Source organism: Ureibacillus sp. FSL W8-0352, assembly GCF_038004345.1.
GTDB classification, from domain to species: domain Bacteria; phylum Bacillota; class Bacilli; order Bacillales_A; family Planococcaceae; genus Ureibacillus; species Ureibacillus thermosphaericus.
The window spans coordinates 1,288,136-1,313,933 of sequence record NZ_JBBOQT010000001.1 but is presented as its reverse complement, the minus strand read 5'-3'; the positions used below and the strand labels follow the sequence as shown (position 1 = coordinate 1,313,933).

The following is a 25,798-nucleotide window of genomic DNA, read 5'->3' as shown; positions in this document are numbered from 1 at the left end:
GATTTTAGGATAAAAACTTTATAAATAATTTCACAGAAAGAATAGTTGAAAGTATTATTATTAAACCTAAAAAAATGATATGATAAAATAGATATTGCATTGTTCGGAAAGGCAATCAGAATAATTATTTTAGGAAAGCAGAAATAAGATTCTGCTATTTTTATGGCAAATTACATTGCTTTTTTACGGAGGTTTTTTTCATGCAGCAAAAGTGGTCTAAAACCACTGAAGTTGAAGTGGCATCAAATAAATTGTCCTTTTATATTGAAACGATTGAAGTGAATCAATTGTCCCCTTTAGCTTTTTATGCAGCAGGAGAACAGCAATATCGAGGGGAAAGGTTTTTTTGGCAAAATCGGGAAAAAACATTAACGATTGTTGGACTTGGACAAGCAATCGTATTGGAAAATAATAAAAATGGTCAACGTTTTTATGATATTGAGCATCAATGGAAAGAATTAACGAAAAATATTGTAATGGAAGAGCAGGAACCTCAACCTATTTTATTCGGAGGTTTTACCTTTGATCCGGAAAATAAAGAAAATGGTGAGTGGAATGATTTTCCTCAAAGTTATTTTACTGTAGCTACTTTTCAATTAATAAAACAACATGAGAAAACTTATGTCAGCATTCATTTGATTACAGAACAACAAGATTCTTCGATACATTTTGAAAAATTAAGGGAAGAACGGGACCAATTAATTCATGCAGCTCAAGTGAAAGAATTGAAAACATATGAAAAACCGAAAATACACTCGATTCATGAGCGAAATAAAGATTACTATTTCCATGCAGTTGAAAATGTTACCCATTTAATTCAAAAAAACGAAGCAGATAAAGTAGTAATCGCCCGTTCTTTAGAATTGGATTTTAAAGATGCGTTAACTTCGCCTCAAATCATTTATCAAATTATGAATGAACAGCCGGAAAGTTATTTATTTGGTCTTGAGCGGAAAAACTTACTATTTTTTGGTGCTACCCCTGAGCGTTTAGTAAAGGTGAAAAATCAGTATGCTTATTCTGCTTGTGTTGCTGGTTCTATCAAACGGGGAAAGACAGCAGAAGAAGATAAATTACTAGGGGAACAACTATTAAGTGATTCCAAAAACTTAAAAGAACATCAATATGTTGTCGATATGATTGAAAATATTTTTAGCAAACATTGTGAAGAGTATAAACTGCCAAAGCGTCCTAAATTATTAAAAATTCGTGATATCCAACATTTATATACGCCTGTTGAAGGAAAATTATTCAATCATGCAACAATATTGCAATTAGTAGAACATTTGCATCCTACTCCCGCGTTAGGTGGAGTTCCTAGAAATAAAGCGATGGAGATTATTCGTGAGTTCGAAAAAATGAACAGGGGATTATATGCAGGACCAATCGGTTGGATTGATGCTGATGGAAATGGAGAATTTGCCGTTGCTATACGATCTGCAGCATTAATTGATAAGAAAGCATACTTATATGCTGGCGGTGGAATTGTCGCAGATTCAAATCCAATGACAGAATATGAAGAAACGTTAGTAAAGTTTCGTCCGATGTTGCGGGCTCTAGGAGGACAATTTAATGAGTGAACGTAAAATTTTGACGGATTATGTGTATCAAATTGTAGCGTCTCTTGTCCAAAATGGTGTGGAAGATGTAGTCATTAGCCCTGGATCACGTTCAACTCCGTTAGCCTATGCATTTGCATCAACAAAAGAATTGAATCTGTATCGACAAGTGGATGAACGATCTGCGGCGTTTTTTGCGTTAGGATTGGCAAAGTCAAAAGGGAAACCAGTAGTATTACTGTGTACATCAGGTACTGCTGCTGCAAACTACTATCCTGCTATAGTGGAAGCAAAATATGCACGAGTTCCGCTCGTTGTCATTACAGCTGATCGTCCCCATGAATTGCGTGAAGTAGGGGCTCCACAAGCAATCAATCAAATTGATTTATATGGAAATCATGTCAAATGGTTTGCTGAATTTCCAATACCTGATGATAACAGTCAAACTCTGCCATTTGTTGAACGTCATATTGTACGAGCTGTCAATATTGCTAAGACTCATCCATTAGGTCCGGTACATATTAATATTCCGTTTCGTGAGCCATTGTTGATTGATTTTCAAAATGAATTACCAAAAAGATCATTTTTGGCAAGTTTCAATGGCACGATTACCCCACACTATGAAGCGATGAAGGCGCTATCATCGATTATCAAAGAAACACGAAGAGGAATAATCGTAATCGGTGAACTTGCACTTGGTACAAAGTTAGAATATTTATGGTCATTTATTCGAAAAGTACAATGGCCTGTTTTAGTTGAAAGTTTATCAAATATGAGAGCGAATATCCCAGAAGATTGTAAACAGTATGTCATTGCTACATATGATGCGCTCTTAAAAAGCGATGAGTTTAAAAAATTGGCAGTTTGCGATACAGTCATCCGTTTTGGTGCACAACCAGTTTCAAAATTTTTAACGATTTTTTTAATGGAATCAAAGCCAAAAAACTATATAGTAATCGATGAGGATCCGATGTTTCGGGATTCAACTTCCGTTTCAACACATTTTATCCATGCAACCATCGAATCATGGTTAGAGGAAATGATTATCCAGTCAACGATTAATGAATCATATTTTACTCTTTGGAAAACAGCTGATGATATAGCTAAAAAACATATACTTGCATATACTCAACATGAAAAAGATGAAGGGGCATTCGTTCGCTATTTGTTAGAACAATTGCCAGAAAAAAGTGATTTATTTGTGAGCAGTAGCATGCCAATACGAGATATTGATACTTTTTTGTTGCCTACTTCAAAGGATATTCAAATCTTTGCTAATCGAGGGGCAAACGGTATTGATGGAGTCATTTCAACGGCATTTGGATTTTCGAAAGGGAGAGAAAATAGAAAAACGTATTTATTGATTGGAGATTTGGCAGCCTTACATGATATTAACGCGTTTCTATTAACCCGCTATCAACCGTGTAATATGACTATTTTTGTATTAAATAATGATGGTGGGGGGATTTTTTCCTACTTGTCTCAAGCAACCGTAAAAGAATACTATGAGGACTTATTTGGAACTCCGACTGCACTAAAATTTCAAGATGTAGCAAACATGTATGGAATGGACTATTTGCTAATCAACCATTTTGATGAAAAAGAAAAGATTTTTGATATAGGGGATAAACCATTAAGATTAATAGAAATTCGAACAAACCGAAATGAAAATGTTCAGGCACATCGAAAGTTATGGCAACATATAAATTCGGAGTTGAAAGAATGGCTACTTTAAATATTCGTGGAATACAGGTCAATGTGGAAATATGGAATGAGGGTGCAGAAGAAGTTCTTGTTTTGTTACACGGTTTTACTGGAACAACTAACACCTGGAATAAAGTAATTGAATACTTGCCAAATACAATAAAAATTGTCGCAATTGATTTAATTGGACATGGTAAAACAGAAGCGCCAAAAGATTCTTCACGATATTCTATGATTGAACAAGTGAAGGACTTGGAAGAAATATTTAATCAATTGGGATTACATTATTTTAACTTATTAGGTTATTCAATGGGAGGGCGAGTAGCATTATCATACGCAGTTCGCTTTCCTAAGCGGATTAAACAATTAATATTAGAAAGTTCATCGCCAGGTTTACATACCGAAGAAGAACAACTGGCTAGAAGACAGGCGGATGAATTATTGGCTGATGAAATTGAAGAGAAGGGAATTCAATGGTTTGTAGATAAGTGGGAAAACATCCCCCTTTTTGCATCCCAAAAGACATTACCTGAACAAATACAACAAGCGATTCGAGAAGAACGGTTAAGCCAATCAGAAACGGGGCTTGCTAATAGTTTGCGTGGAATGGGGACAGGTGCCCAACCTTCATTATGGCGAAAATTAATTCGTCTCTCCTTTCCCGTTATACTCATAACTGGAGAATTAGATCAAAAATTCGTCCAAATTGCTGAACAAATGCTTGAACAGCTACAAAATGCGAAACATATTAACGTTCCTAATGTAGGCCATTCAATTCACGTGGAAAATCCGGAACAATTTGCTACAATAATTAAGGAAGTCTTATAAAATTCGGGGAGGTTACTCATATGACTCGTGAGTGGAAAACTTTACATACTTATGAAGATATAAAGTATGAATTTTATAATGGGATTGCAAAAATTACAATTAATCGTCCGGAAGTACGCAACGCATTTCGACCAAAAACGGTTGAAGAATTAATTGATGCTTTCTCACGTGCTCGTGATGATGCAAATATCGGTGTTATCATTTTAACAGGTGAAGGTGATAAAGCATTCTGTTCTGGTGGTGACCAAAAGGTGCGCGGTCATGGTGGGTATGTAGGCGATGACAATATCCCACGATTAAACGTACTAGATTTACAACGACTAATTCGCGTAATTCCAAAACCAGTTATTGCGATGGTTGCTGGATATGCTATCGGTGGCGGACACGTATTACACGTAGTGTGTGACTTAACGATTGCTGCAGACAACGCTATATTTGGACAAACTGGTCCGAAAGTTGGTTCCTTTGACGCTGGATACGGTTCTGGCTATTTAGCACGCATCGTTGGACATAAAAAAGCTCGTGAAATCTGGTACTTATGCCGTCAGTATAATGCACAAGAAGCGTTAGAAATGGGATTAGTAAACACGGTTGTACCTTTAGAACAATTGGAAGATGAAACGGTAAAATGGTGTGAAGAAATCCTTGAAAAATCACCAACTGCCATTCGTTTCTTAAAAGCTGCAATGAATGCAGATACAGATGGACTTGCAGGACTTCAACAATTCGCTGGAGACGCGACGCTTCTTTACTATACAACGGATGAAGCAAAAGAAGGACGAGATGCGTTTAAAGAAAAACGTAAACCAAACTTTGGTCAATTCCCAAGATTCCCTTGATTTAGATATCGATAATTCGTTTTTGAAAATAGGCTGTCTTGAAAGTTTCTCCTTTCAAGACAGCCTTTTTCATTTTGGATGGATTTTGTAAATCATGATAACCAATGAGTCTGATTGTTAATTTTTATTTGTGAAATTTTTTTAGTAAAATGAAGGGGAGAAAGGGAGGAATTATAATGTACCCTAATTGGATTCTACAGCGAGCCTATTTAACGCCAAATCGAATTGGGTTATCTTTTGAAGGTAATTACTGGACTTTTGAAGAAATCAAAAAGATTTCTGTAAAACGTGCGGAACAATTAAAGTCATTAGGCATAGACAAGGGAAGCCGTGTTGCGGTTCTTGGAGAAAACGATTCAAGTTTGATTTTTATTATGTACGGATGTATGCATTTACAATGTGAAATGGTGTTATTAAACCGTAAGCTAACTACTAATGAATTGGCTTATCAAATCAATGATGCACAAGTCTCAATGGTATTAGTCAATGACAATGATCTGTCATTACTGCCTGAAGATGTGAACTACTTGCGATTCTCTGAAATCGAAAATAGCGATTGTAAGCCAATTGAAATAAGCCGTGAATGGCCGCTGCAACAGACGATTTCCATTATGTATACGAGCGGCACGACAGGTTTTCCAAAAGGCGTGCGTCAAACGGTAGAAAACCATCAATCAAGTGCCGTTGCTTCAGTTTTGAATATCGGTTTATCCGAAAAAGATGTTTGGCTTTGTGCTGTACCTCTTTTTCATATTAGTGGATTTTCGATATTAGTTCGTTCTCTATTATACGGCAACGAAGTAAAGCTCTATCGAAAATTTGATCATGTACAAATTGCAGAGGATATTGTTTTCGGTAGGGTGACAAATGTTTCAGTGGTAGCGGTGATGCTTGAGCGAATTTTACATATCCTTGAGGAACGAAATCAGAAGGCATCTCCATCATTTAAGTTGATATTGGCAGGAGGTGGCCCTATTCCGAAAGATTATTTAATTCGTGCAGAACAGCGGGGATTGAAAGTATTGCAAACTTATGGGATGACGGAAACTTCCTCTCAAACAGCGACATTACCTGCGGAAGATGCTTTGCGGAAAATCGGTTCGGCTGGTAAACCATTATTTTTCAATCAGATTAAAATATTAGGAGCAGACGGTCCTTATCAAGAAGGGGAAATTTGTATCCGCGGCCCACATGTGACGCCAGGATATATTGGACGTTACGAAGCGAAACCATCGACGGAAGACGGATGGTTACATACTGGTGATATAGGTTATGTAGATAACGAAGGATATTTATATGTCGTTGATCGCCGTTCAGACCTAATCATTTCCGGTGGAGAGAACATTTATCCAGCAGAAGTGGAAAACGTGTTAATGGGGCATCCTGCAATCAAAGAAGCGGGTGTTTGTGGAGTGGAGGATGCAACATGGGGACAAGTTCCAGTTGCTTTCATTGTATTGAAAAAAGATGTTTCACCTGATGAAATTAAAGAATATTGTTTACAACATTTAGCGAAGTATAAAGTACCAAAAGAAGTCTATGTGGTTGATGCATTACCAAGAAATGCTTCCAATAAATTGTTGCGTCGAAAATTAAAAGAATTGTTACCTTAATCTCCATGAGTAGTACAAGCTGATTTGTACTACTTTTTTAATGGGAAAAGGTTAACTTTTCTACGTTTTTAACTATAGATTGCTTATCATGTTCCTAATTTTAGGAAAAATAAGAGCGAATCGAAAGCCTGTAGCTTTCAAAATTCGCTCCTTTAAGATTAATAATTTAAAGCTTTTTCCAACGTTTTTAAATTTTTTTCCATTAATGTAAAGTAATCTTCATTATTTTTTATATCATCTTCTGTTAATACGCTTAGGTTATGTAATATTAGCGATTCGGCTCCAATTTCTTCCTGAATGACAGATGCTAGTTTTGATGATACATTTTGTTCGAATAATATATATTTTATTTGATGTTTTTTAGCAAGAGCAACAATTTCCGCAAGCTCCTTCTGGGATGGTTCGCTTTGTGAATTTAATCCAGCAACGGGGATTTGTGTTAACCCGTAATTTCCTGCGATATAACCAAAGGCTGCATGGGACACAAAAAATGTTTTGGATGAAGCTTGACTTGCTAAATCTTTATATTGTTGATCTAATTCCTCAAGACGTTTTATTAATCGTTCATAGTTTGTATTGAACGTATTTTCTTGTTCTGGAAGAAGGTTGACAAGTTCATTTTTTATCGTTAATGCTATATCTTTAGAAATCGTTGGAGAGAGCCACACATGTGGATCGACATCTCCATGGTGGTGGTCGTGTTCATGTTCATGTTCCTCGTGGGAATGACCAACAGAAGTTTGTAGTTTTTGTTCATCAATTTTTTCCGCAACTGGAACAAATATTACGCGTTCATTTGCCAATGAATTTTTCGCATTTTCCACAAAACCTTCTAAACCTAATCCAATATAGAAAAATACGTCTGCATCTGCTAAAGCGATTATATCCTTTTGTGTTGGTTCAAAAGTGTGCTCATTTGCTCCAGGAGGATAGATAGAAGAAACATTCACATAATCTCCACCGATTTGTTTTGCAAAATATTGTAGTGGGTATACAGTAGTATATATATCAATTACGTTACTTTTTTCTTGATTCGATTCATTATTGGTACAGGCAGTTAAAAGCAGCGTCATCGCTAGTAATGAGAGGAAAATCAAATTTCTCATTGTATTTCTCCTTTTTATCAAATAGTAATGATTACGATTTATGTATTGTTCACGAAATCAATAATACCATGAACAAGTGAATAAATACAATAAGAAAAACCTTCGAAATTAATTTTTTTTCGAAGGCCACTTTTCAGGTACGGGATCAAAACCCCCAGGATGAAAAGGATGACATTTTAAAATGCGGATTGTAGTAAGTATAAAGCCTTTAATAGCACCGTGCTTTTCAAATGCTTCAAGTCCATATTGAGAACAAGTTGGATAAAATCGGCAGGTTGGTGGTGTGAGAGGAGAAATAAATTTTCTATAAAATTGAATAAGCCAAATAAAAGGATATTTCATTGTTCGAATTTCTCATTCCTTACTCTACTTATTTAAAATCGACCTTTTCTTTTCATAAGTATAAAGAAACCGATTGCACCAATCATTATGACGAAATACATAACGCCTACTAATATTAAGATACCAGACATATTCAATATCATCACCTCTACCTATATACTAACATAATTGTTCTTCTGATTGTTGCATACAAGGTGAACATAATATTTGGATAAATTCAATAAAAATTATCATACTATATATGAACTGTTTTCTGAGATTTCATGTAATTGTAAAATTATGAAAACAACATTTATAGTATAATTTAACAAAAGGATGGAAAATCTGTAAAATGAGGTGAAATGATGACAAACGATAAATTAATTGCACAGTTAAATGAATTAGTTTCAACATACTCAGTATTATATACGAAACTTCACAATTACCATTGGTATGTAACAGGTCCAAGCTTCTTTACATTACATGAAAAGTTTGAAGAATTATACAATGAAATTACGGCAAATTTAGATGAAGTAGCAGAGCGTATTCTAACAAAAGGCGGAAAGCCAGTTGCAACATTAAAAGAGCATTTAGAATTATCGAGAGTACAAGAAGCTTCAGGTTCAGAAACATCAGAGGAAATGGTTCAAACGATTATTGATGACTTCCAATCCACTATGAAGCTGATTAAAGAAGCAATGGAAGAGGCGGCAAATCAAGGCGATGATCGTACAGAAGATATGTTGAACGCAACTTTCCAAAGTTTAGAAAAACATACATGGATGTTATCAGCGTTTTTAGGTAAATAACGGAATGTCTATCCTCAAGAGTTCAATGTTAGGACTTTTGAGGATTTTTTATTTTTTTGAATAGCCCTAATTATATTTCACCATAATGAATATAAGGAGGGTGATTACTATCGAAAAGACAACGCTGTATGTGAACGTCTTAAACCAATCTTATAATTATATTCCTACCGGTGAACCTTGTGAGTTTAAGATTGAATTGGATCCGGATAAATTGTTTATATTTAAAAAGCTATTTAATCAGTTAAACTCTTTAGAATTTGATAATGCAGTAAGAGCTCATTTACCATATCTTCCATACCATCTTGATGAAGAGAATGATGAAATTGATACTCGTTTGAAAAAAATATATGCTTTAATTCATGAGTTTGGAGATGAAAAAATAAAAGAATTTGTGGAACAATTGCCCTATTTCAATAATTGATTAGAACATATCCCTTCGCTACACTAAATGTATAGGAGTTGAAGGGATGTTTACTTTTTATGATTTAAACAATAATAAAGTTGAACTAAGTTTTGAAGGTCCTCCGTTTCCACTTGAGCCGAAGCATGTCCTGGTACTCGTTCAAAAAGATGGAAAATGGCTTTGTACAATCAATCAAAAACGGGGTGTGGAATTTCCTGGAGGTAAAGTGGAATTGGGAGAAACAATAGAACAAGCAGCTAAGCGGGAAGTTTATGAAGAAACGCTCGTACATATTACGGATTTGAAATTATTTGCTCATTATACTGTTTATGAAAAAATCCCATTTTGTAAAGCCGTATTTGTTGCAAAGGTGGCTCGAATCGAACCTTTTGTTCAACAATACGAAACGGTTGGGCGACTTTTTTTAACAACGGAGGAATTATTACATCATCCATATGCAAGTTTTTATATGAAGGATGAAGGGATGAAAAAAATTTTGCAGGAAGTGAAACAACTTGAAAAAGAATGGTAGCATTGAATTAATTAGAAAATATCCTTCTCCTAATCCAAATGTAGAGCTTGAGGAAATCGTTTATTGGTCGGAAGGGCTTCGAGTGAAAGGATTGCTTGCTAGACCTATTGGAGATGGTTCATATGAAGCGTTATTATATTTGCGTGGTGGATTGCAGTCGGTAGGAATGGTAAGGCCAGCTAGAATTGCGCAATTTGCCTCAAATGGGTTTATTGTATTTGCACCATATTATCGTGGAAATCGAGGTGGAGAAGGTCGCGATGAATTTGGGGGCGATGACCGTCTTGATGCACTGCATAGCATCCAATTATTAAAAGAAATTGCCAATAATGATTCGGTACACCTTTTTGGTTTTTCAAGGGGAGGATTAATGGCTTTATGGATGGGGATTTTGAGTAAAGATATTCGGTCAATCGTCACTTGGTCGGGTGTAGCTGATTTGGCGGATTTGTACGAAGAACGGGTTGATTTAAGACGTACGCTAAAGAGACTTATCGGTGGATCTCCAACAAAATATCCGGAAATTTATGAAGAACGCTCACCAATTTATGAAGTGGACCGCATTCATGCACCGGTACTTATTATCCACGGTACTGAAGATTCCAATGTTAGGATTGAACAATCCTATAAGCTTGAAAGGGCGCTTAAAGAATCAGGAAAAGAATTTGAAACGTGGTATATGGCCAATTTGGCACACCATTTTCCACCTCATATCAATAGAGAAACGGTCCGTTCTATTTGCAATTGGATGAAAGAAAAAGGAAAGAAGCGATGATTTCAATTCACTCTTTTCCCTTTAATTATTGAAACACTTAGAACCGTTTTTCATTAAAGATTTATAAAAAATCCCATCAAAATTAAATGGCCTGATCAAAAAGTGGAATGCTTTTTGGTCAGGCTCAAATTTTTTATGAATATCATTCTTTCCCTGCGTTGGTCACATCTGACGCGACTCCTTGTCGAAATTAATCTGCGAAGAATGCATGAGCATCAGTCGTAAAGAGAGGCGCCTCAAATAACTTATTAGGCGCCCTCTTTAATCTTAATATGGATGGAACGTTAGTATTAAACCAATGGTCCACCTTTTTTCAAAATATCTTCTGATACATTGTTAAATTTCTTGAAGTTTTCTTTAAATAAATCAGCTAAATAACGAGCTTTTTGATCGTAAGCTTCTTTATCTTTCCAAGCTTCACGAGGATCTAGCACTTCGCTTGGAACCCCTTCAATTGCAGTTGGGATGTGTAATCCGAAAATACCATCTTGTTTTGTTTCAACATCGTTTAATTTACCGCTGATAGCAGCACGTACCATTGCGCGAGTATATGAAAGCTTCATGCGGCTACCTACACCGTATTCGCCACCAGTCCAACCAGTGTTCACTAAGAATACTTGAACGTTGTGTTCATCGATTTTCTCACCTAACATTTCAGCATATTTTGTTGCTGGAAGTGGTAAGAAAGGAGAACCGAAGCATGTAGAGAATACTGGTTCAGGTGAAGTAACGCCGCGTTCAGTACCAGCCAATTTAGAAGTGAATCCGCTTAAGAAGTGGTACATTGCTTGTTCCTTCGTTAATTTACTGATTGGAGGAAGCACTCCAAAAGCATCAGCAGTTAAGAAAATAATTGTTTTCGGATGACCAGCAATAGAAGGCATTACAATATTATCAATGTAATGAATTGGATACGCTGCACGTGTATTTTCTGTTAAGCTATTATCATCGTAATCAGGAATGCGTGATTCTGAATCGATTACAACGTTTTCTAACACTGTACCAAAACGAATGGCATTATAAATTTCTGGCTCTTTCTCAGCTGATAAATTAATTGTTTTAGCGTAGCAGCCGCCTTCAATGTTGAACACACCGTTGTCAGACCAACCATGTTCATCATCACCGATTAATTTACGATCACTGTCAGCAGAAAGAGTTGTTTTTCCAGTACCAGATAAACCAAAGAATAACGCTACGTCACCATCTTCTCCAACGTTAGCAGAGCAATGCATTGAAAGAATTCCTTTTTCAGGTAACAAGTAGTTCATGATACTGAAAATAGATTTTTTCATTTCACCAGCATATTCCGTACCACCGATTAAAATAATTTTCTTTTCGAATGATACGATAATAAATGCTTCAGAGTTTGTTCCGTCAACAGCTGGATTCGCTTTGAAACCAGGTGCAGAAATAATTGTGAAATCAGCTGTATGAGAAGCTAATTCTTCTTTTGTTGGACGGATGAATAATTGATGACAGAAAAGATTGTGCCAAGCATATTCATTTACTACTTGAATAGATAATTGAGATTCTTTATCTGCTCCAGCAAAGCCTTTAAATACAAATAACTCGTCTTTTTCTTTTAAGTAATTTAATACTTTTATATACAAGTTATCAAACACTTCAGCAGAGATTGGCTGATTTACACTACCCCAATCAATTTTATCTTTAATGCTTTCTTCTTCGACAATAAATTTATCTTTTGGAGAACGGCCTGTATATTTACCTGTCTCAGCAACAATTGCACCATCAATTGTTAATTTGGCTTCTCCACGAGTTACCGCCTTTTCAACTAATTGAGGCACTGACAATTGAGTGTTTATATTTCCACCTTTTAATAATTCCTTCAGCTCATTTGCAATTTCTACTGAATTCATCGATTAAATACCATCCTTTTTTTATTTTTAGGAAAATTAATTGTTGGTTATATAATACAGAAATTAGTATAACACATTAGATGAAATAATCTATACTAATTCTTAAAATTATTTATGAAAATTTTTTGCTTGTAACAAGAGTACCTACTTATAAGTAAATTATAGAATACCGGGTTATGTCAAATTTGAGAAAAAGGAAAAAATATTTGACATTGTATAGTATATTACGTAACATGTTGGTTGAACGGATACTCTTATCCAGAGCTGGTGGAGGGTTAAGGCCCTATGAAACCCGGCAACCTGCATTACTATAATAATGCGTGGTGCTAACCTGATGCAAGGGGTTCCCTTGAACGATAAGAGTGAAAGGTAGAATGTTTAGTTCCTTTCCTCATGCATGTGGATAGGAACTTTTTTTATTCAAGCACAAATGTCGTACTCATTCAACCTATAAAACCTATAAAAAGATAAAAATTTCTTAAAGCCTTTCATCATCTTCGCACTGTTCCTTACGGGCGAATGTTGCTAAGGCAAAATGGATAATGAGTACCGTATCATAGCAGAGATTCGTCTCGTAAATTTAGGAGGAAATTTAATGTCAAATCGTCGACTGTTTACATCAGAAAGCGTAACAGAAGGTCATCCAGATAAAATTTGTGACCAAATATCCGATGCAATATTGGATGCGATACTAGAAGAAGATCCAAATGCAAGGGTTGCTTGTGAAACAATTGTTACAACTGGATTAGTGCTTGTAACCGGAGAAATTACTACGACAACTTATGTCGATATTCAAAGTATTGTTCGGGACACTGTCGCAGAAATTGGATATACGCGTGGGAAATTTGGATTTGATGCAGAAAACTTGGCGGTGCTCACTGCAATCGGTGAACAATCACCAGATATTGCAGAAGGTGTAGACCAAGCCTTAGAAGCACGAGAAGGATATATGACTGATGAGGATATCGAAGCGATTGGTGCTGGAGACCAAGGATTAATGTTTGGATTTGCTTGCAATGAAACTCCAGAACTGATGCCTCTACCGATTAGTTTAGCTCATCGACTTGCAAGAAGATTATCAGAAGTTCGGAAATCAAAAGAGATTCCGTATTTACGACCAGATGGTAAAACACAAGTTACTGTAGAATATGATGAAAATAATGTACCTCGTCGCATTGATACAATCGTCATTTCTACTCAGCATGATGAAGGAGTTACTCTTGATCAAATTAAAGTAGATATGATGGAAAAAGTTATTAAGGAAATTGTTCCAATAGAGTTGATTGATGACGATACTAAATACTTCATTAACCCAACTGGCCGCTTCGTAATTGGTGGACCAAAAGGAGATGCGGGTCTAACTGGACGCAAAATTATTGTGGATACTTATGGTGGATATGCTCGTCATGGTGGAGGAGCATTTTCTGGAAAAGACCCTACAAAAGTGGACCGTTCTGCTGCCTATGCTGCGCGTTATGTAGCAAAAAACATCGTAGCATCTGGTCTTGCTGATCGAGTAGAAGTTCAATTAGCTTATGCAATTGGTGTTGCACGTCCTGTATCCATTTCAATTGATACTTTTGGAACAGGTAAAGTAAGTGAGAGCAAATTAGTTGAGTGGATCAAAGAACTATTTGATTTACGACCTGCGGGTATCATTAAAATGCTAGATTTGCGTCGTCCAATTTATAAACAAACTGCTGCATATGGTCATTTTGGTCGCACGGATATCGATTTGCCATGGGAAAGAACAGATGTGGCCCAATTATTAAGAGAGAAGGCAGGATTATAATTATTTTATAAAAATGCAGGCAAATATGAACGCCTGCATTTTTATTTTTCAATGTAAATTTAATATTGTATAAATATAATAACTTGAATTTTATTTCTTTAATGACTGATAATATTTCCCTTTTTCAACATATTCTTGAATAATGCGATCCATATCTTTACGATCTTCTTCTGTTACTTGACGGACGACTTTAGCAGGATTGCCCATAGCGACAGAATTTGGAGGGATTTTTTTACCAGGAGGTACTAAACTTCCAGCTGCAACGAGTGCTCCTTCACCGATTTCAGCACCATCTAATATGATGGATCCCATGCCAATTAAAGCGCGTTTACGTACAATACAACTGTGTAAAGTAGCCTGATGACCAACGATGACTTCATCCTCTATGATTAGAGGGTTATTGGGACTTTGATGTAAACAACTTAAATCTTGGATGCTACAACGTTTTCCAATAATCGTTGGTGCAACATCTCCGCGAATCACAGTTCCAAACCAAATTGACGTATCTTCGCCAATTGTAACATCTCCAGTAATCGTTACATGGTCTGCTATAAATACAGAAGGATCGATATTAGGTTCTTTATCTTTATAAGGATAAATCATCGCAAAGCTCCTCATTTCTAAAGTATTATTATGTATATTATCCTAGCAAATAAGAAAATATTTGAAAATAGAACAAAACTAACTTGTAATGACAGAAGTATTAGTGGATTTAGGAGGAACGCTATGTGGAAGTGGGAAACTAAAGAGCAACCGAAAGCTGTTATAGTAATAATACATAGCGCTTTTGAAAACCACCGTTGGTATGCATGGTTAATAGAAAAATTGATGACGGAAGGTTATCATGTCGTGATGGGCGATTTACCAGGGCATGAAGAAGGCTCAAAATTTACGAGGGTTCATGATGAATTAATTGACGAATACTTACTTTTCATTAAACAGCTCATGAAAAGCGCTCTTCAATATCATTTACCAGTATTTATCATTGGGCATGGCTTGGGCGGAACCCTTGCAATTCAATTTTTAAGGTCAACGAAGACGGAATGCGCTGGACTAGTATTAACTGCTCCATGGTTACAGTTGCATAAACATTCCAATTTACTTACAAGTGCACTAGCAAGCATGAACATAGCACCAAGCAAAAAAGTGTCGATGGAGTTTGATAAACGATTATTTACTCGAAATTCTGATGGTTTTCTAGAGATGGAGGATGACGTACCATATCATTCCAATGTTACCGTTCGATGGTATCGAGACATTCAACAATTAATGAAAAATTTGATGACTCAGGATAAGACATTGTCATTGCCCATTTTGCTGATTACCCCTAATCAAGATAAAGTGGCGGATTCAGAAACGGCAAGAAAGTGGCTATTATTGCAAAAAACAAATGAATTTCAATATAAAGACTGGCCCCATAGTTATCACAATATTTTTCATGATTATGAAAGGGAAGAAGTATTTCTATACATGAGAGATTTTATGAATAATGTTCTACGATCTATAGGATATATAGTTTAATTGAATTATATTGAAATTGGAGGAATGTTCGATATGGACATTCCTTTTTTGATATAAAATTAATAATTTTTTTAAAAAAATGATATCTAAAAATATTGATTGTTTTCATAAGTTTTTGTAATATAAAAAATATTCGTGATACATAAACTTAAAGGGGTGTGTGTATGTTAGAAAATTTCTTAAAATGGATTAGCGGCATCCTTTGGGGGCCAATCATGATTTATGGGATTTTAATCGTAGGACTTGTGTTCTCGATTATGACCCGATTTGCTCAAGTTAGAAAAATTAAAGAAATGTTTGTTTTAATGTTTACTGGGGAGAAATCTGAAGCTGGAGTTTCTTCTTTCCAAGCATTAACGATAGCGCTTTCAGGACGTGTCGGTACCGGAAATATTATTGGTACGGCCAGCGCTATTGCATTTGGTGGTCCGGGTGCAGTGTTTTGGATGTGGATTACTGCATTTATTGGAGCATCAACAGCTTATGTTGAATCAACTTTAGCGCAAATCTATAAAACTAAGAAACAAGGGGTTTATCGTGGTGGACCGGCGTATTATATGGAAAAGGGGACTGGAAAACGCTGGTTCGGGGTAATGTTTGCGATTGCAGCCATTTTAGCGATGGCTATCTTGATGCCTGGAGTTCAATCAAATGCTATTTCCAAAGCAATGAACACTGCATTTAACATTTCACCTTGGATGACAGGATTAACTGTCATTGCTTTATTAGGATTTGTCATTATTGGTGGGGTAAAACGTATTGCAAACGCAGCCCAAATTATCGTGCCATTTATGGCGGTTGCATACCTTTTAGTAGCAATTGTCGTAATTATCATGAACATTTCAGAAGTGCCTGCAGTGTTCGGATTAATCATTCGAAGCGCATTTAGTGTAGATGCAACATTCGGTGGTATGATTGGTGCAGCCATTGCGTGGGGGGTAAAACGTGCTATTTACTCCAATGAAGCAGGACAAGGTTCAGGTCCACATGCTGCAGCAGCTGCGGAAGTATCCCATCCAGTGAAGCAAGGTCTAGTGCAAGCAGCATCTATTTATATTGATACGTTGCTTGTATGTTCCGCAACAGCGTTAATGATTTTATTCATGGGCACTTACAATACGAATGTGAATAGTGCTGAAGGAGAATTAATTGTTGAACATGTGCCAGGGCATAGCTATACAGAATTTACTCAGCTTGCTGTTACTGGAGCATTCCCTGGATTAGATAATTTCGGTTCTGCTTTTGTAGCCTTTGCGTTATTCTTCTTTGCATTCACAACATTAATGGCTTACTACTATATTGCAGAAACGAATGTTGCTTATTTATTCTCCGGACGCACAGAAGGAACGATTACTTGGATTCTAAAAATTGTAATGCTTGCTTCCGTATTTTACGGTTCAGTAAGAACATCAGATTTAGCTTGGCTACTAGGGGATATCGGACTTGGTTTAATGGTATGGACAAATGTTATAGGGATTATTGTATTAGCGAAGCCTTCCTTCATAGCTTTAAAAGATTATGAGGAACAAAGAAAAGCTGGAAAAGATCCTGTATTTGATCCTATTAAATTAGGAATTAAAAATGCAGATTTCTGGGTAGAGCGTAATCAATCGCAAAATCAACAACAAGTAAATAAAGAAAAAGCAAAAATGTAGAAAAAGAAAAACTGCGGACTTTATTTTAAGCCCGGCAGTTTTTTTATTTTCTCCAAAGCGATGATAAACGGAGGGTCGTTTTTTTGATTAATGAATTCATAGCGAAGAACGTGAACATATTTTTGAGGAAGAGATTTTACAAATTCAATCACCGCATCTCTTTCCTCTTTCCCACCTTCGTGACCATGGTAAATCACTAAAACAATCATGCCGCCAATCTTTAAAAGTGATAGTAATTGTTCAATTGCAGAAATAGTTGTTTCTCCTTTGGTGATAATGTCATGATTTCCACCAGGTAAGTAGCCTAAATTAAAGACAGCCCCCGCAACTTCTTCTTGAACATATTTAGAAAGTTGTTCGTGTCCATCTAAAATGACACGTGCTCTATGTTCTAATCCCTTTTCTTTTAATCGTTGGATTGTTGCATCTACTGCTTGTTGTTGGATATCAAAGGCATAGACAAAACCAGTCTCCCCTACAAGGTTTGCTAAAAATAATGTATCGTGGCCGTTTCCAGCGGTTGCATCAACGGCGATATCACCTTCATTAATTACAGATGATAATAAAGTTTTTGCGTAAGGTAAAACCCGTTCTAGCATTATTTGTTCACTTCCGCCTTATAATATTTTCCTTGCCAGGAGTTTCTGCGTTCTAATTCAGCATCAATTCCGTTTAACACTTCCCATTTGTTCACGCTCCACATTGGTCCAATCATTAACTCTATCGGTCCATCACCGGTAATGCGATGGATGATCATGTTTGGCGGAAGAATTTCTAATTGGTCTGCTACAAGTTTGATATACTCTTCTCTTTCAAGGAATTGTAACATGCCTTTTTCATATTGTTTTACCATCGGTGTTCCTTTTAGTAAATGCAAGAGATGAATTTTGATGCCTTGAACATCTAACTTAGCCACTTCACGTGCCGTTTCCATCATCATATCGTAATCTTCTAATGGTAAACCGTTAATGATGTGGGTACAGACACGTATATTATGTTTGCGAAGTTTCTCGACTCCTTCAACATATGTAGCATAATCATGAGCTCGATTGATTAAATTCGCTGTTCTTTCATGTACCGTTTGCAGTCCCATTTCAACCCATAAAAATGTTCTTTCATTTAATTCTGCCAAATATTCTACGACGTCATCTGGTAGACAATCGGGGCGAGTCGCGATGCTTAAACCCATTACTCCTTCACAATTTAGTGCAGCTTCAAACTTCTCTTTTAAAACAGGTAGAGGTGCGTGAGTATTTGTATATGCTTGGAAATAGGCCATTGTTTTACCGTCTTTCCATTTATTTTGCATTTTTGATTTAATTTTTTCGAATTGGACCGGAATTGGGTCAACTCGGTCACCGGCAAAATCCCCACTGCCGGCAGCGCTGCAGAAAGTACAACCTCCATATGCCACTGTTCCGTCTCGATTCGGACAATCAAAGCCTGCATCTAATGCTACTTTATATACTTTATGGCCAAACTGATCACGCAAATATCGATTCCATGTATAATAACGTTTCCCATCGGAAGGGAATGGAAATTGTTGCTCTGTCAATTGTTTCACTCCTTACTGGTATTCACGAAAACAGTTGCATTTTGTTGGGTTAGATGTTGAATGATGAGCGGAATACCATTACACATTATAACATTGAAGAGGAAGCGTTGTAATCTTATTCATATTGCTTATATGGTTTATATTAAAATTCACAATATTGGTTATAATAGGTAATATTATATCGATTAGGAAAAAAGGGGAGTTTAGGGTTGATATTTCAAATAATGGGGATAGGAAATGCTATTGGATTCATCATGTTCTTTATTATTTATCTTCTAAGCATGATACTAGGTTTTTTCAAGCATTCCGCATTTTTTGCTCTAGCCATTATCGGATTTGGTGGAGCGGTTTATTACGTTGTTCGAATTGTTTCAAATATACTAAAGGAGATAAAGAAAAGAAATACAGAATAACTGGTGAAAAACTAGCCATATGAGGAAATTTAGTCTAAAATAATATACATTAAGATTTGTATTTATAGGGCTTGTATAATTTCTATATTTCTATTAAAATGAATTCATTGAAAATATGTACGACTAGGAGAAGGAATAGTAGATTTTGACGCTTTAACAGAGAGCTAGCGGTTGGTGGGAGCTAGTAAGCAGACAAATCGAACTCGCCTTTGAGTCTGTTTTAGTGAAAAGTAGTAGCTAAAACCGTTCACCGCGTTAAGGTATGAGCTGAGTGCATGTGTCACTAATTTGGGTGGTACCGCGGGAATAACATACTCTCGTCCCTTCTCTTTAGGTTGGGGCGAGTTTTTTTATTTTTTTAAAAATTCCGTTAATTCTACCACTTTTAGGATAATATACGGATAGGCAATTTATTGTTTCACGTATGTAGTAAAAAAGGTTGCAATAAATTAGGTCAAGGAGGAAGTACCCGTGAGTTACAATCATCGAGAAATTGAGAAGAAATGGCAGACGTATTGGGCGCAAAATAAAACCTTTAAAACATTAAACGATAATTCGAAACCTAAATTTTACGCATTGGATATGTTCCCTTATCCATCTGGATCAGGTTTGCATGTAGGTCACCCAGAAGGCTATACAGCGACAGATATATTATCTCGTTATAAACGCATGCAAGGTTATGATGTCCTTCATCCAATGGGGTGGGATGCGTTTGGACTCCCTGCTGAGCAATATGCATTAGATACAGGTAACGATCCTGCAGAGTTCACTCAACAAAATATCGAGAACTTCAAACGTCAAATTCAAGAATTAGGATTTTCATATGACTGGGATCGGGAGATCAATACAACAGATCCAGAATATTATAAATGGACACAATGGATTTTTATTCAATTATATAAACATGGATTAGCATACATTGATGAGGTACCTGTAAACTGGTGTCCAGCTCTTGGTACTGTGCTTGCCAATGAAGAAGTTATTGATGGTAAATCAGAACGCGGAGGGCATCCGGTAATACGTAAACCAATGAAACAGTGGATGCTAAAAATTACAGCATACGCTGACCGCTTATTGGAAGATTTAGATGAGTTGGATTGGCCTGAAAGCATAAAAGAAATGCAAAGAAATTGGATTGGCCGTTCAGAAGGTGCTGAAGTTACATTTACTGTACAAGGTACTGACAAACAATTCCGTGTGTTCACAACACGTCCTGACACATTGTTCGGAGCGACATATTGTGTTCTTGCACCGGAACATGATTTAGTAAAAGAAATTACGACTCCTGAACAAAAAGAACAAGTGGATGCTTATATTGAACAAGTACAATCTAAATCTGATTTAGAACGTACAGATTTAGCAAAAGAAAAAACAGGTGTATTTACTGGTGCATATGCCATTAACCCTGTTAACGGAAAAGCTATTCCAATTTGGATTGCGGACTATGTGCTTTCTTCGTATGGAACAGGTGCTATTATGGCGGTTCCTGCACATGACGAACGTGACTATGAATTTGCGAAAAAGTTCAATTTACCAATCATTCCTGTTTTAGAAGGCGGAAATATTGAAGAAGAAGCGTTTACTGGAGATGGACCACATATCAACTCCGATTTCCTAAATGGTTTAGGAAAAGATGATGCAATTAAGAAAGCCATCGAGTGGTTGGAAGAAAAAGGCGTAGGAGAAAGAAAAGTATCTTATCGTCTGCGTGATTGGTTATTTAGCCGTCAACGTTATTGGGGCGAGCCAATTCCGATTATCCATTGGGAAGATGGCACAATGACAACAGTACCTGAGGAAGAGTTACCTCTTCGCTTGCCTAAAACAAATGATATTCGCCCAAGTGGTACAGGAGAATCTCCACTAGCAAATATTGAAGATTGGGTAAATGTCGTAGATCCGAAAACAGGTAAGAAAGGTCGTCGTGAAACTAATACAATGCCTCAATGGGCAGGATCCAGCTGGTATTTCTTGCGCTATATCGACCCAAATAACAAAGAAAAACTTGCAGATGAAGAGCTTTTAAAGCGCTGGTTGCCAGTAGATATTTACATTGGTGGGGCGGAACATGCCGTTCTTCATTTGCTATACGCTCGCTTCTGGCATAAATTCTTATACGATATTGGCGTTGTTCCAACGAAAGAACCATTCCAAAAATTATTCAACCAGGGAATGATTTTAGGAGAAAATAATGAAAAAATGTCTAAATCAAGAGGTAACGTTGTAAACCCTGACGACATTGTGAGAAGCCATGGTGCAGACACGTTGAGACTTTATGAAATGTTCATGGGTCCTCTAGATGCTTCTGTTGCATGGTCTACGAAGGGGCTAGATGGAGCAAGACGCTTCTTAGATCGAATTTGGAGACTGTTTGTAAACGAAGATGGGACACTTTCTAATAAAATTCAAGAGTCCGATGATAAAACGCTGGAAAAAGTTTATCATCAAACAGTAAAGAAAGTGACTGAAGACTACGATCACTTACATTTCAATACAGCAATTTCTCAACTAATGGTGTTCATCAATGAATGTTATAAAGTTGAAGTAGTACCAAAAGAGTATGCAGAAGGCTTTGTAAAAATGCTTTCTCCAATTGCACCACATATTGGTGAAGAACTTTGGTCAATTTTAGGCCATGAGGGTACGATTACATATGAACCTTGGCCAACTTATGATGAATCAAAACTCGTTGATGATGAAGTTGAAATTGTAGTTCAAGTTAACGGGAAAGTCCGCTCAAAAGTGAAAGTAGCGAAAGATGCATCAAAAGAACAATTAGAAGAAATTGCAAAAGAAGATGAAAAAGTGAAAGAACTTGTTGAAGGAAAAGAAATTGTTAAAGTGATTACCATTCAAGGAAAACTTGTCAATATTGTTGTGAAATAAAAAGCATTTGGTAAGCCCGTAATCAAATAACGCATATAATATATTTGGCACCTTCGGTACGATAGACGTATCAATTAAAGGAGGTGCCATATCTATGTCCAAAAATAAATTAACAATTGTCCCTGTTAAACTTAATCCTCTTCCAACTGAAGCTACTTCGTTTCATTCTCCACATGATGCAGCTAAACCAGGTTGCGTCATTAAAACTGCTCTCGCTGAGATTTCCTTCTTTAATGGCGTAGATGAGCACATTATTCAAACCATTATGAGGGAGTTGAAAAATCTATGAAACATGATTTTACGAGCGTAAAAAATATTTATATTATTTGCGGGAAGACCGACATGCGAAAAGGTATCGATGGTCTGGCTACGCTCATTCAAGATTCGTTTCAATTAGATCCATATGGTGATTCAATTTTTCTATTTTCAGGTTGGAGTAAGGATCGCTATAAATGTTTGTATTTCGATGGTGATGGATTTGCGATGCTTTATAAACGCTTGGATAATGGAAAATTACAATGGCCAAAAAATGAAAATGAAGTAAGAAAACTCTCTCAACAAGAACTACGTTGGTTGTTAGAAGGATTATCCCTTCAACAACCGAAGGCTATTGTAAAATCTAAAAAAGGTGTCTTTTAATCAAAACACTTTCAATGGTATAATTATCCATAGTATATATTGAACGAAATGTGGTGAATGATTTGGGCAACACTTCTATGCAACAAAAAGAACGATTGATTCAATTACTGGAACAACAATTAGCACATTCAAATAAGCAGAATAACGAATTAGCAAAGAAATTGGAGCAATCGTTGAAACAAATTGAGGTGTTAACTGAACAAGTTCGCCAATTAACAAAAGCTTTATATGGTTCTAAATCTGAAAAGTCTAAGTATCGAGCGCCTGATGGGCAAATTTCTTTATTTGAAGATGAAGATGACCCTTTTTTTAACGAATCTGAGCACACAGAAGAACAAAGCACGGAAACAATTTGTTATACCGTTACTCGTAAAAAGACAAATAAAAAGCGAAATGATTCCTTTCGTGGAGATATTGAAATAGAAGAAATTCATCATCATCCAGAAAACATAATTTGTGACTGTTGCCATGGAGAAATGGTGGAATTTAGTTCAGTCCTTGTGCGTGAAGAGGCGAAATTTATTCCAGCAACAATGAAACGGGTACAACATTTTGAACATGTATACGAATGTAAAACATGTAAAAAAGACAACTTACAAAAAGCTCAAATTAAACGTGGGAAAGCACCACAAGGTGCCATTCAAAGAAGTATTGCCGGGCCTACTGTTCTAGCGAAACTTATTTATGATAAGTTTATTCAGTACTTACCTCTCTATCGTCAGGTAAAGGAATGGGAACGTTATGGTTTACTAACGAATGATAAAAATTTATCGAATTGGGTCATTCGTGTATCTGAAGATTGGCTACAGCCCTTATATGACTTGATGAAGCAGCAGCTAATGAAAAAATCAGTGTTACACATTGATGAAACTTATTCGAAAATCATCAAACGTTCCGATGGAAAGGCTCCTCAATCAAACGCCTATAATTGGGTGTGTCGTAGCGTCCAAAGTGAAGGTCCGATTATTGTTTTATTTAAGAGTGCTCTATCTCGTGGACGAGCTATCTTAGAAGATTTAATCAAGGACTTTAAAGGAACTGTCATTTGCGATGGTTATTCAGCTTACAATCAATTGCCTAATGTGAAATTCGCCAACTGTTGGGCCCATGTACGTCGATATTGGTTAAAAGTAGACAGTAAGAATGGTCGAATAGGTGTGGAATATTGTGATCGGTTATTTCATATCGAGCGTAAAATAAAACATCTGTCACCAGAAAAACGTGTGCAAATTCGGCAAAAAGAAGCTAAACCCATCATCGACGAATTTTTTGATTGGATTGATCGCTCACCTTTCTTCGGTAAAAATGCCATTGCGAAAGCTGCGGAATATACATTGAGCCGAAAAGAAGAGTTAAAGGTGTTTCTCGATAACGGAAACGTTGCCATTGATAACAATCCAGCTGAAAATGCCATTCGTCCCAATGTGATTGGTCGAAAAAACTGGCTTTTTTCTTTTAGCGAAGCAGGTGCAAAAGCAAATGCGATTTGTTTAAGTTTAGCTGAAACAGCCAAAGCAAATGGGATTGACTTCTATCGATATTTAGTAAAGCTGATGACAGATCTTCCTAATTTACCAATTCATCAGCAACCTGAAATTTTACATGACTATCTGCCTTGGTCTGAAAATATCCAAGCCACATGTGCAAAATAGCCAGCTAACCGAAAAAATTTTCAGTTAGCTGGCCATTCGTCGTGCGTACCGAAAGGTGCGCTATTTTTATTTCGGGCTTACAGCATTTGTTGAAAACAATGGCTCAAAAGTAAGAAATCTTTTGAGTCATTGTTATTTTTATGTAAATAATTCTTACTAAATTTATAGAATTATAAAAATTCTATTGACTTATCAAGTTTTTAACCTTATTATTTATACCAAATTACTATGAATTAAAGTGCTGACTAGAAAACTAGAGGCCGTAATATTCTCCGGATGAACCATAAAGACACGAGTACTTGTGTTCAAGGGGATATTATGGCCTTTTTGTTAATGTAAGTTTTTAAATCGGGTTGAAATTGGTTTGGCTGATTTGAAAAAATGAATCCATTATTCTTAATTTGGAAAAAAGTATTGAAAAGCTATAGGGTATTTCGTAATATATAAAAAACATAAAACTTAGTTGTTTTATAAGAATTTAAGGTTTTAGTATTCATGATCATCATTGATTGTATATTTCAGGAAAAACGTGAGGGAACAAAATGGGAAAAGTATATATTGTAGGGGCTGGTCCTGGCAGTGTCGATTTAATAACGGTAAAAGGTTTGAGATGTCTTCAACAAGCAGATGTTATTTTGTACGACCGTCTTGTATCAAAAGAGTTGCTTTCTTATGCGAAACAAAACGCTGAACTAATCTTTGTCGGAAAGTTACCAAAATTACATAATGTCATACAAGAGCGAATTAACCAATTGCTTGTACACCATGCAAAAAGAGGGAAAATTGTTACAAGGTTGAAAGGAGGAGACCCTTTCGTATTTGGGCGTGGGGCAGAAGAAGCAGAGGTCTTGAGGGAAGCGGGCATTCCGTTTGAAATTGTGCCAGGCATTACCTCTGGTATTGCTGCTCCTGCATATGCTGGAATTCCTGTAACTCATAGAGATTTTGGTTCGAGCTTTGCAATCATTACTGGTCATATGAGAGAGGGAAAAGACGAAGGTATTGATTGGAAAGGTTTGGCAGAATCAGTCGATACGTTAGCAATTTATATGGGTATTGGTAATTTGCCATACATTACAGAGCAATTGTTGAAATATAAGCGAAATCCAACTACTCCTGTAGCATTAATTGAATGGGGAACTACCGATCATCAAAGAGTTGTTACGGGTACGTTAGAAACAATTGTAAGCATCGCAAACAAAGAGAAGATTCAAAATCCTTCAATGATTATAGTAGGAGAAGTTGTAAACATGCGTGAAAAGATTGCGTGGTTTGAAGAATGTCAGTCGACTTTACGCGAAACTATGTAAACAGGAGAG

General features: G+C 36.3%; 24 protein-coding genes, 1 riboswitch and 1 other annotated feature. Of the genes, 18 read left to right on the top strand and 6 right to left on the bottom strand.

Going from position 1 to position 25,798, the window contains the following annotated elements:
• Positions 1-200 precede the first annotated feature (200 nt).
• The 5 genes from NST98_RS06640 to NST98_RS06620 all read left to right on the top strand — a co-directional run bounded on the left by NST98_RS06640 (position 201) and on the right by NST98_RS06620 (position 6,543).
• Positions 201-1,580: an isochorismate synthase gene (locus NST98_RS06640; protein WP_340714745.1), complete on the top strand. Its 1,380-nt coding sequence runs from the start codon at positions 201-203 to the stop codon at positions 1,578-1,580.
• Positions 1,573-3,294, top strand: coding sequence for a 2-succinyl-5-enolpyruvyl-6-hydroxy-3-cyclohexene-1-carboxylic-acid synthase (gene menD / locus NST98_RS06635; RefSeq protein ID WP_340714744.1), 1,722 nt, complete (start codon positions 1,573-1,575; stop codon positions 3,292-3,294). The genes NST98_RS06640 and menD overlap by 8 nt, the downstream gene beginning before the upstream one ends.
• The gene (gene menH / locus NST98_RS06630) at positions 3,282-4,091 is read left to right on the top strand and encodes a 2-succinyl-6-hydroxy-2,4-cyclohexadiene-1-carboxylate synthase (protein WP_168411939.1); all 810 of its coding nucleotides are present in this window, start codon (positions 3,282-3,284) and stop codon (positions 4,089-4,091) included. Before menD ends, menH begins: the two co-directional genes overlap by 13 nt.
• 20 nt (positions 4,092-4,111) lie before the next feature.
• On the top strand, positions 4,112-4,930 hold the full coding sequence (gene menB, locus NST98_RS06625) for a 1,4-dihydroxy-2-naphthoyl-CoA synthase (protein ID WP_016837033.1): 819 nt from the start codon (positions 4,112-4,114) through the stop codon (positions 4,928-4,930).
• A gap of 176 nt (positions 4,931-5,106) precedes the next feature.
• Entirely contained in the window at positions 5,107-6,543 is a 1,437-nt protein-coding gene (locus NST98_RS06620) for an o-succinylbenzoate--CoA ligase (protein ID WP_340714743.1), read from the top strand.
• Between the two features lie 158 nt (positions 6,544-6,701).
• Here NST98_RS06620 and NST98_RS06615 read toward each other — a convergent pair whose 3' ends face one another.
• Together NST98_RS06615 and yidD are read right to left on the bottom strand one after the other, a co-directional pair.
• A complete protein-coding gene (locus tag NST98_RS06615) occupies positions 6,702-7,649 on the bottom strand; it encodes a metal ABC transporter solute-binding protein, Zn/Mn family (RefSeq protein WP_340714742.1) in 948 nt (315 codons plus the stop codon).
• A gap of 108 nt (positions 7,650-7,757) precedes the next feature.
• Complete coding sequence (yidD, locus tag NST98_RS06610; protein WP_096551638.1) at positions 7,758-7,991, bottom strand: membrane protein insertion efficiency factor YidD; 234 nt, start codon at positions 7,989-7,991, stop codon at positions 7,758-7,760.
• A gap of 344 nt (positions 7,992-8,335) precedes the next feature.
• Here yidD and NST98_RS06605 point away from each other — a divergent pair, with 344 nt between their 5' ends.
• From NST98_RS06605 to NST98_RS06590, 4 genes are all read left to right on the top strand, one after another.
• Positions 8,336-8,779 carry a Dps family protein gene (locus NST98_RS06605; RefSeq protein ID WP_340715686.1) on the top strand — a complete coding sequence of 148 codons (444 nt, stop codon included), beginning with the start codon at positions 8,336-8,338 and terminating at the stop codon, positions 8,777-8,779.
• A 100-nt stretch (positions 8,780-8,879) separates the two neighbouring features.
• Positions 8,880-9,200, top strand: a complete 321-nt coding sequence (locus NST98_RS06600; RefSeq protein ID WP_340714741.1) for a transposase — start codon at positions 8,880-8,882, stop codon at positions 9,198-9,200.
• A gap of 46 nt (positions 9,201-9,246) precedes the next feature.
• Positions 9,247-9,714 carry an NUDIX domain-containing protein gene (locus NST98_RS06595; protein ID WP_340714740.1) on the top strand — a complete coding sequence of 156 codons (468 nt, stop codon included), beginning with the start codon at positions 9,247-9,249 and terminating at the stop codon, positions 9,712-9,714.
• The gene (locus NST98_RS06590; protein ID WP_096551636.1) at positions 9,698-10,489 is read left to right on the top strand and encodes an alpha/beta hydrolase family protein; all 792 of its coding nucleotides are present in this window, start codon (positions 9,698-9,700) and stop codon (positions 10,487-10,489) included. The genes NST98_RS06595 and NST98_RS06590 overlap by 17 nt, the downstream gene beginning before the upstream one ends.
• Before the next feature lie 290 nt (positions 10,490-10,779).
• On the opposite strand, the gene pckA is transcribed toward NST98_RS06590, so the two are convergent.
• Complete coding sequence (pckA, locus tag NST98_RS06585) at positions 10,780-12,366, bottom strand: phosphoenolpyruvate carboxykinase (ATP) (protein WP_016837041.1); 1,587 nt, start codon at positions 12,364-12,366, stop codon at positions 10,780-10,782.
• A gap of 251 nt (positions 12,367-12,617) precedes the next feature.
• Positions 12,618-12,729, top strand: a riboswitch (SAM riboswitch).
• 232 nt (positions 12,730-12,961) lie between these two features.
• Here pckA and metK point away from each other — a divergent pair.
• The gene (gene metK / locus NST98_RS06580; protein ID WP_340714739.1) at positions 12,962-14,158 is read left to right on the top strand and encodes a methionine adenosyltransferase; all 1,197 of its coding nucleotides are present in this window, start codon (positions 12,962-12,964) and stop codon (positions 14,156-14,158) included.
• A gap of 90 nt (positions 14,159-14,248) precedes the next feature.
• Here metK and NST98_RS06575 read toward each other — a convergent pair whose 3' ends face one another.
• Complete coding sequence (locus NST98_RS06575) at positions 14,249-14,761, bottom strand: gamma carbonic anhydrase (RefSeq protein ID WP_016837043.1); 513 nt, start codon at positions 14,759-14,761, stop codon at positions 14,249-14,251.
• A 123-nt stretch (positions 14,762-14,884) separates the two neighbouring features.
• On the opposite strand from NST98_RS06575, the gene NST98_RS06570 reads away from it, so the two are divergent.
• On the top strand, positions 14,885-15,679 hold the full coding sequence (locus tag NST98_RS06570) for an alpha/beta hydrolase (RefSeq protein ID WP_340714738.1): 795 nt from the start codon (positions 14,885-14,887) through the stop codon (positions 15,677-15,679).
• A gap of 164 nt (positions 15,680-15,843) precedes the next feature.
• Positions 15,844-17,334: an alanine/glycine:cation symporter family protein gene (locus tag NST98_RS06565; RefSeq protein WP_340714737.1), complete on the top strand. Its 1,491-nt coding sequence runs from the start codon at positions 15,844-15,846 to the stop codon at positions 17,332-17,334.
• A 20-nt stretch (positions 17,335-17,354) separates the two neighbouring features.
• Here NST98_RS06565 and NST98_RS06560 read toward each other — a convergent pair whose 3' ends face one another.
• Together NST98_RS06560 and NST98_RS06555 are read right to left on the bottom strand one after the other, a co-directional pair.
• The gene (locus NST98_RS06560) at positions 17,355-17,936 is read right to left on the bottom strand and encodes a class I SAM-dependent methyltransferase (protein ID WP_340715685.1); all 582 of its coding nucleotides are present in this window, start codon (positions 17,934-17,936) and stop codon (positions 17,355-17,357) included.
• Positions 17,933-18,889 (bottom strand): TIGR01212 family radical SAM protein, encoded by a 957-nt coding sequence (locus NST98_RS06555; RefSeq protein ID WP_340714736.1) that lies wholly within the window; start codon positions 18,887-18,889, stop codon positions 17,933-17,935. Before NST98_RS06555 ends, NST98_RS06560 begins: the two co-directional genes overlap by 4 nt.
• 224 nt (positions 18,890-19,113) lie before the next feature.
• Here NST98_RS06555 and NST98_RS06550 point away from each other — a divergent pair, with 224 nt between their 5' ends.
• The 6 genes from NST98_RS06550 (at position 19,114) to cobA (ending at position 25,789) form a co-directional block, all read left to right on the top strand.
• The gene (locus NST98_RS06550) at positions 19,114-19,302 is read left to right on the top strand and encodes a hypothetical protein (RefSeq protein ID WP_340714735.1); all 189 of its coding nucleotides are present in this window, start codon (positions 19,114-19,116) and stop codon (positions 19,300-19,302) included.
• 116 nt (positions 19,303-19,418) lie between these two features.
• Positions 19,419-19,630 (top strand) — a binding site (T-box leader).
• 143 nt (positions 19,631-19,773) lie between these two features.
• Positions 19,774-22,188, top strand: a complete 2,415-nt coding sequence (gene leuS, locus NST98_RS06545) for a leucine--tRNA ligase (RefSeq protein WP_340705234.1) — start codon at positions 19,774-19,776, stop codon at positions 22,186-22,188.
• Positions 22,189-22,282: 94 nt separating this feature from the next.
• Positions 22,283-22,477 carry a hypothetical protein gene (locus NST98_RS06540; RefSeq protein ID WP_340714536.1) on the top strand — a complete coding sequence of 65 codons (195 nt, stop codon included), beginning with the start codon at positions 22,283-22,285 and terminating at the stop codon, positions 22,475-22,477.
• Positions 22,474-22,827: an IS66 family insertion sequence element accessory protein TnpB gene (tnpB, locus tag NST98_RS06535; RefSeq protein ID WP_340714537.1), complete on the top strand. Its 354-nt coding sequence runs from the start codon at positions 22,474-22,476 to the stop codon at positions 22,825-22,827. The genes NST98_RS06540 and tnpB overlap by 4 nt, the downstream gene beginning before the upstream one ends.
• A gap of 77 nt (positions 22,828-22,904) precedes the next feature.
• A complete protein-coding gene (gene tnpC, locus NST98_RS06530) occupies positions 22,905-24,479 on the top strand; it encodes an IS66 family transposase (RefSeq protein ID WP_445684053.1) in 1,575 nt (524 codons plus the stop codon).
• Positions 24,480-25,021: 542 nt separating this feature from the next.
• Positions 25,022-25,789 (top strand): uroporphyrinogen-III C-methyltransferase, encoded by a 768-nt coding sequence (gene cobA, locus NST98_RS06525; RefSeq protein ID WP_340714734.1) that lies wholly within the window; start codon positions 25,022-25,024, stop codon positions 25,787-25,789.
• The last annotated feature ends 9 nt before the right edge of the window (positions 25,790-25,798 follow it).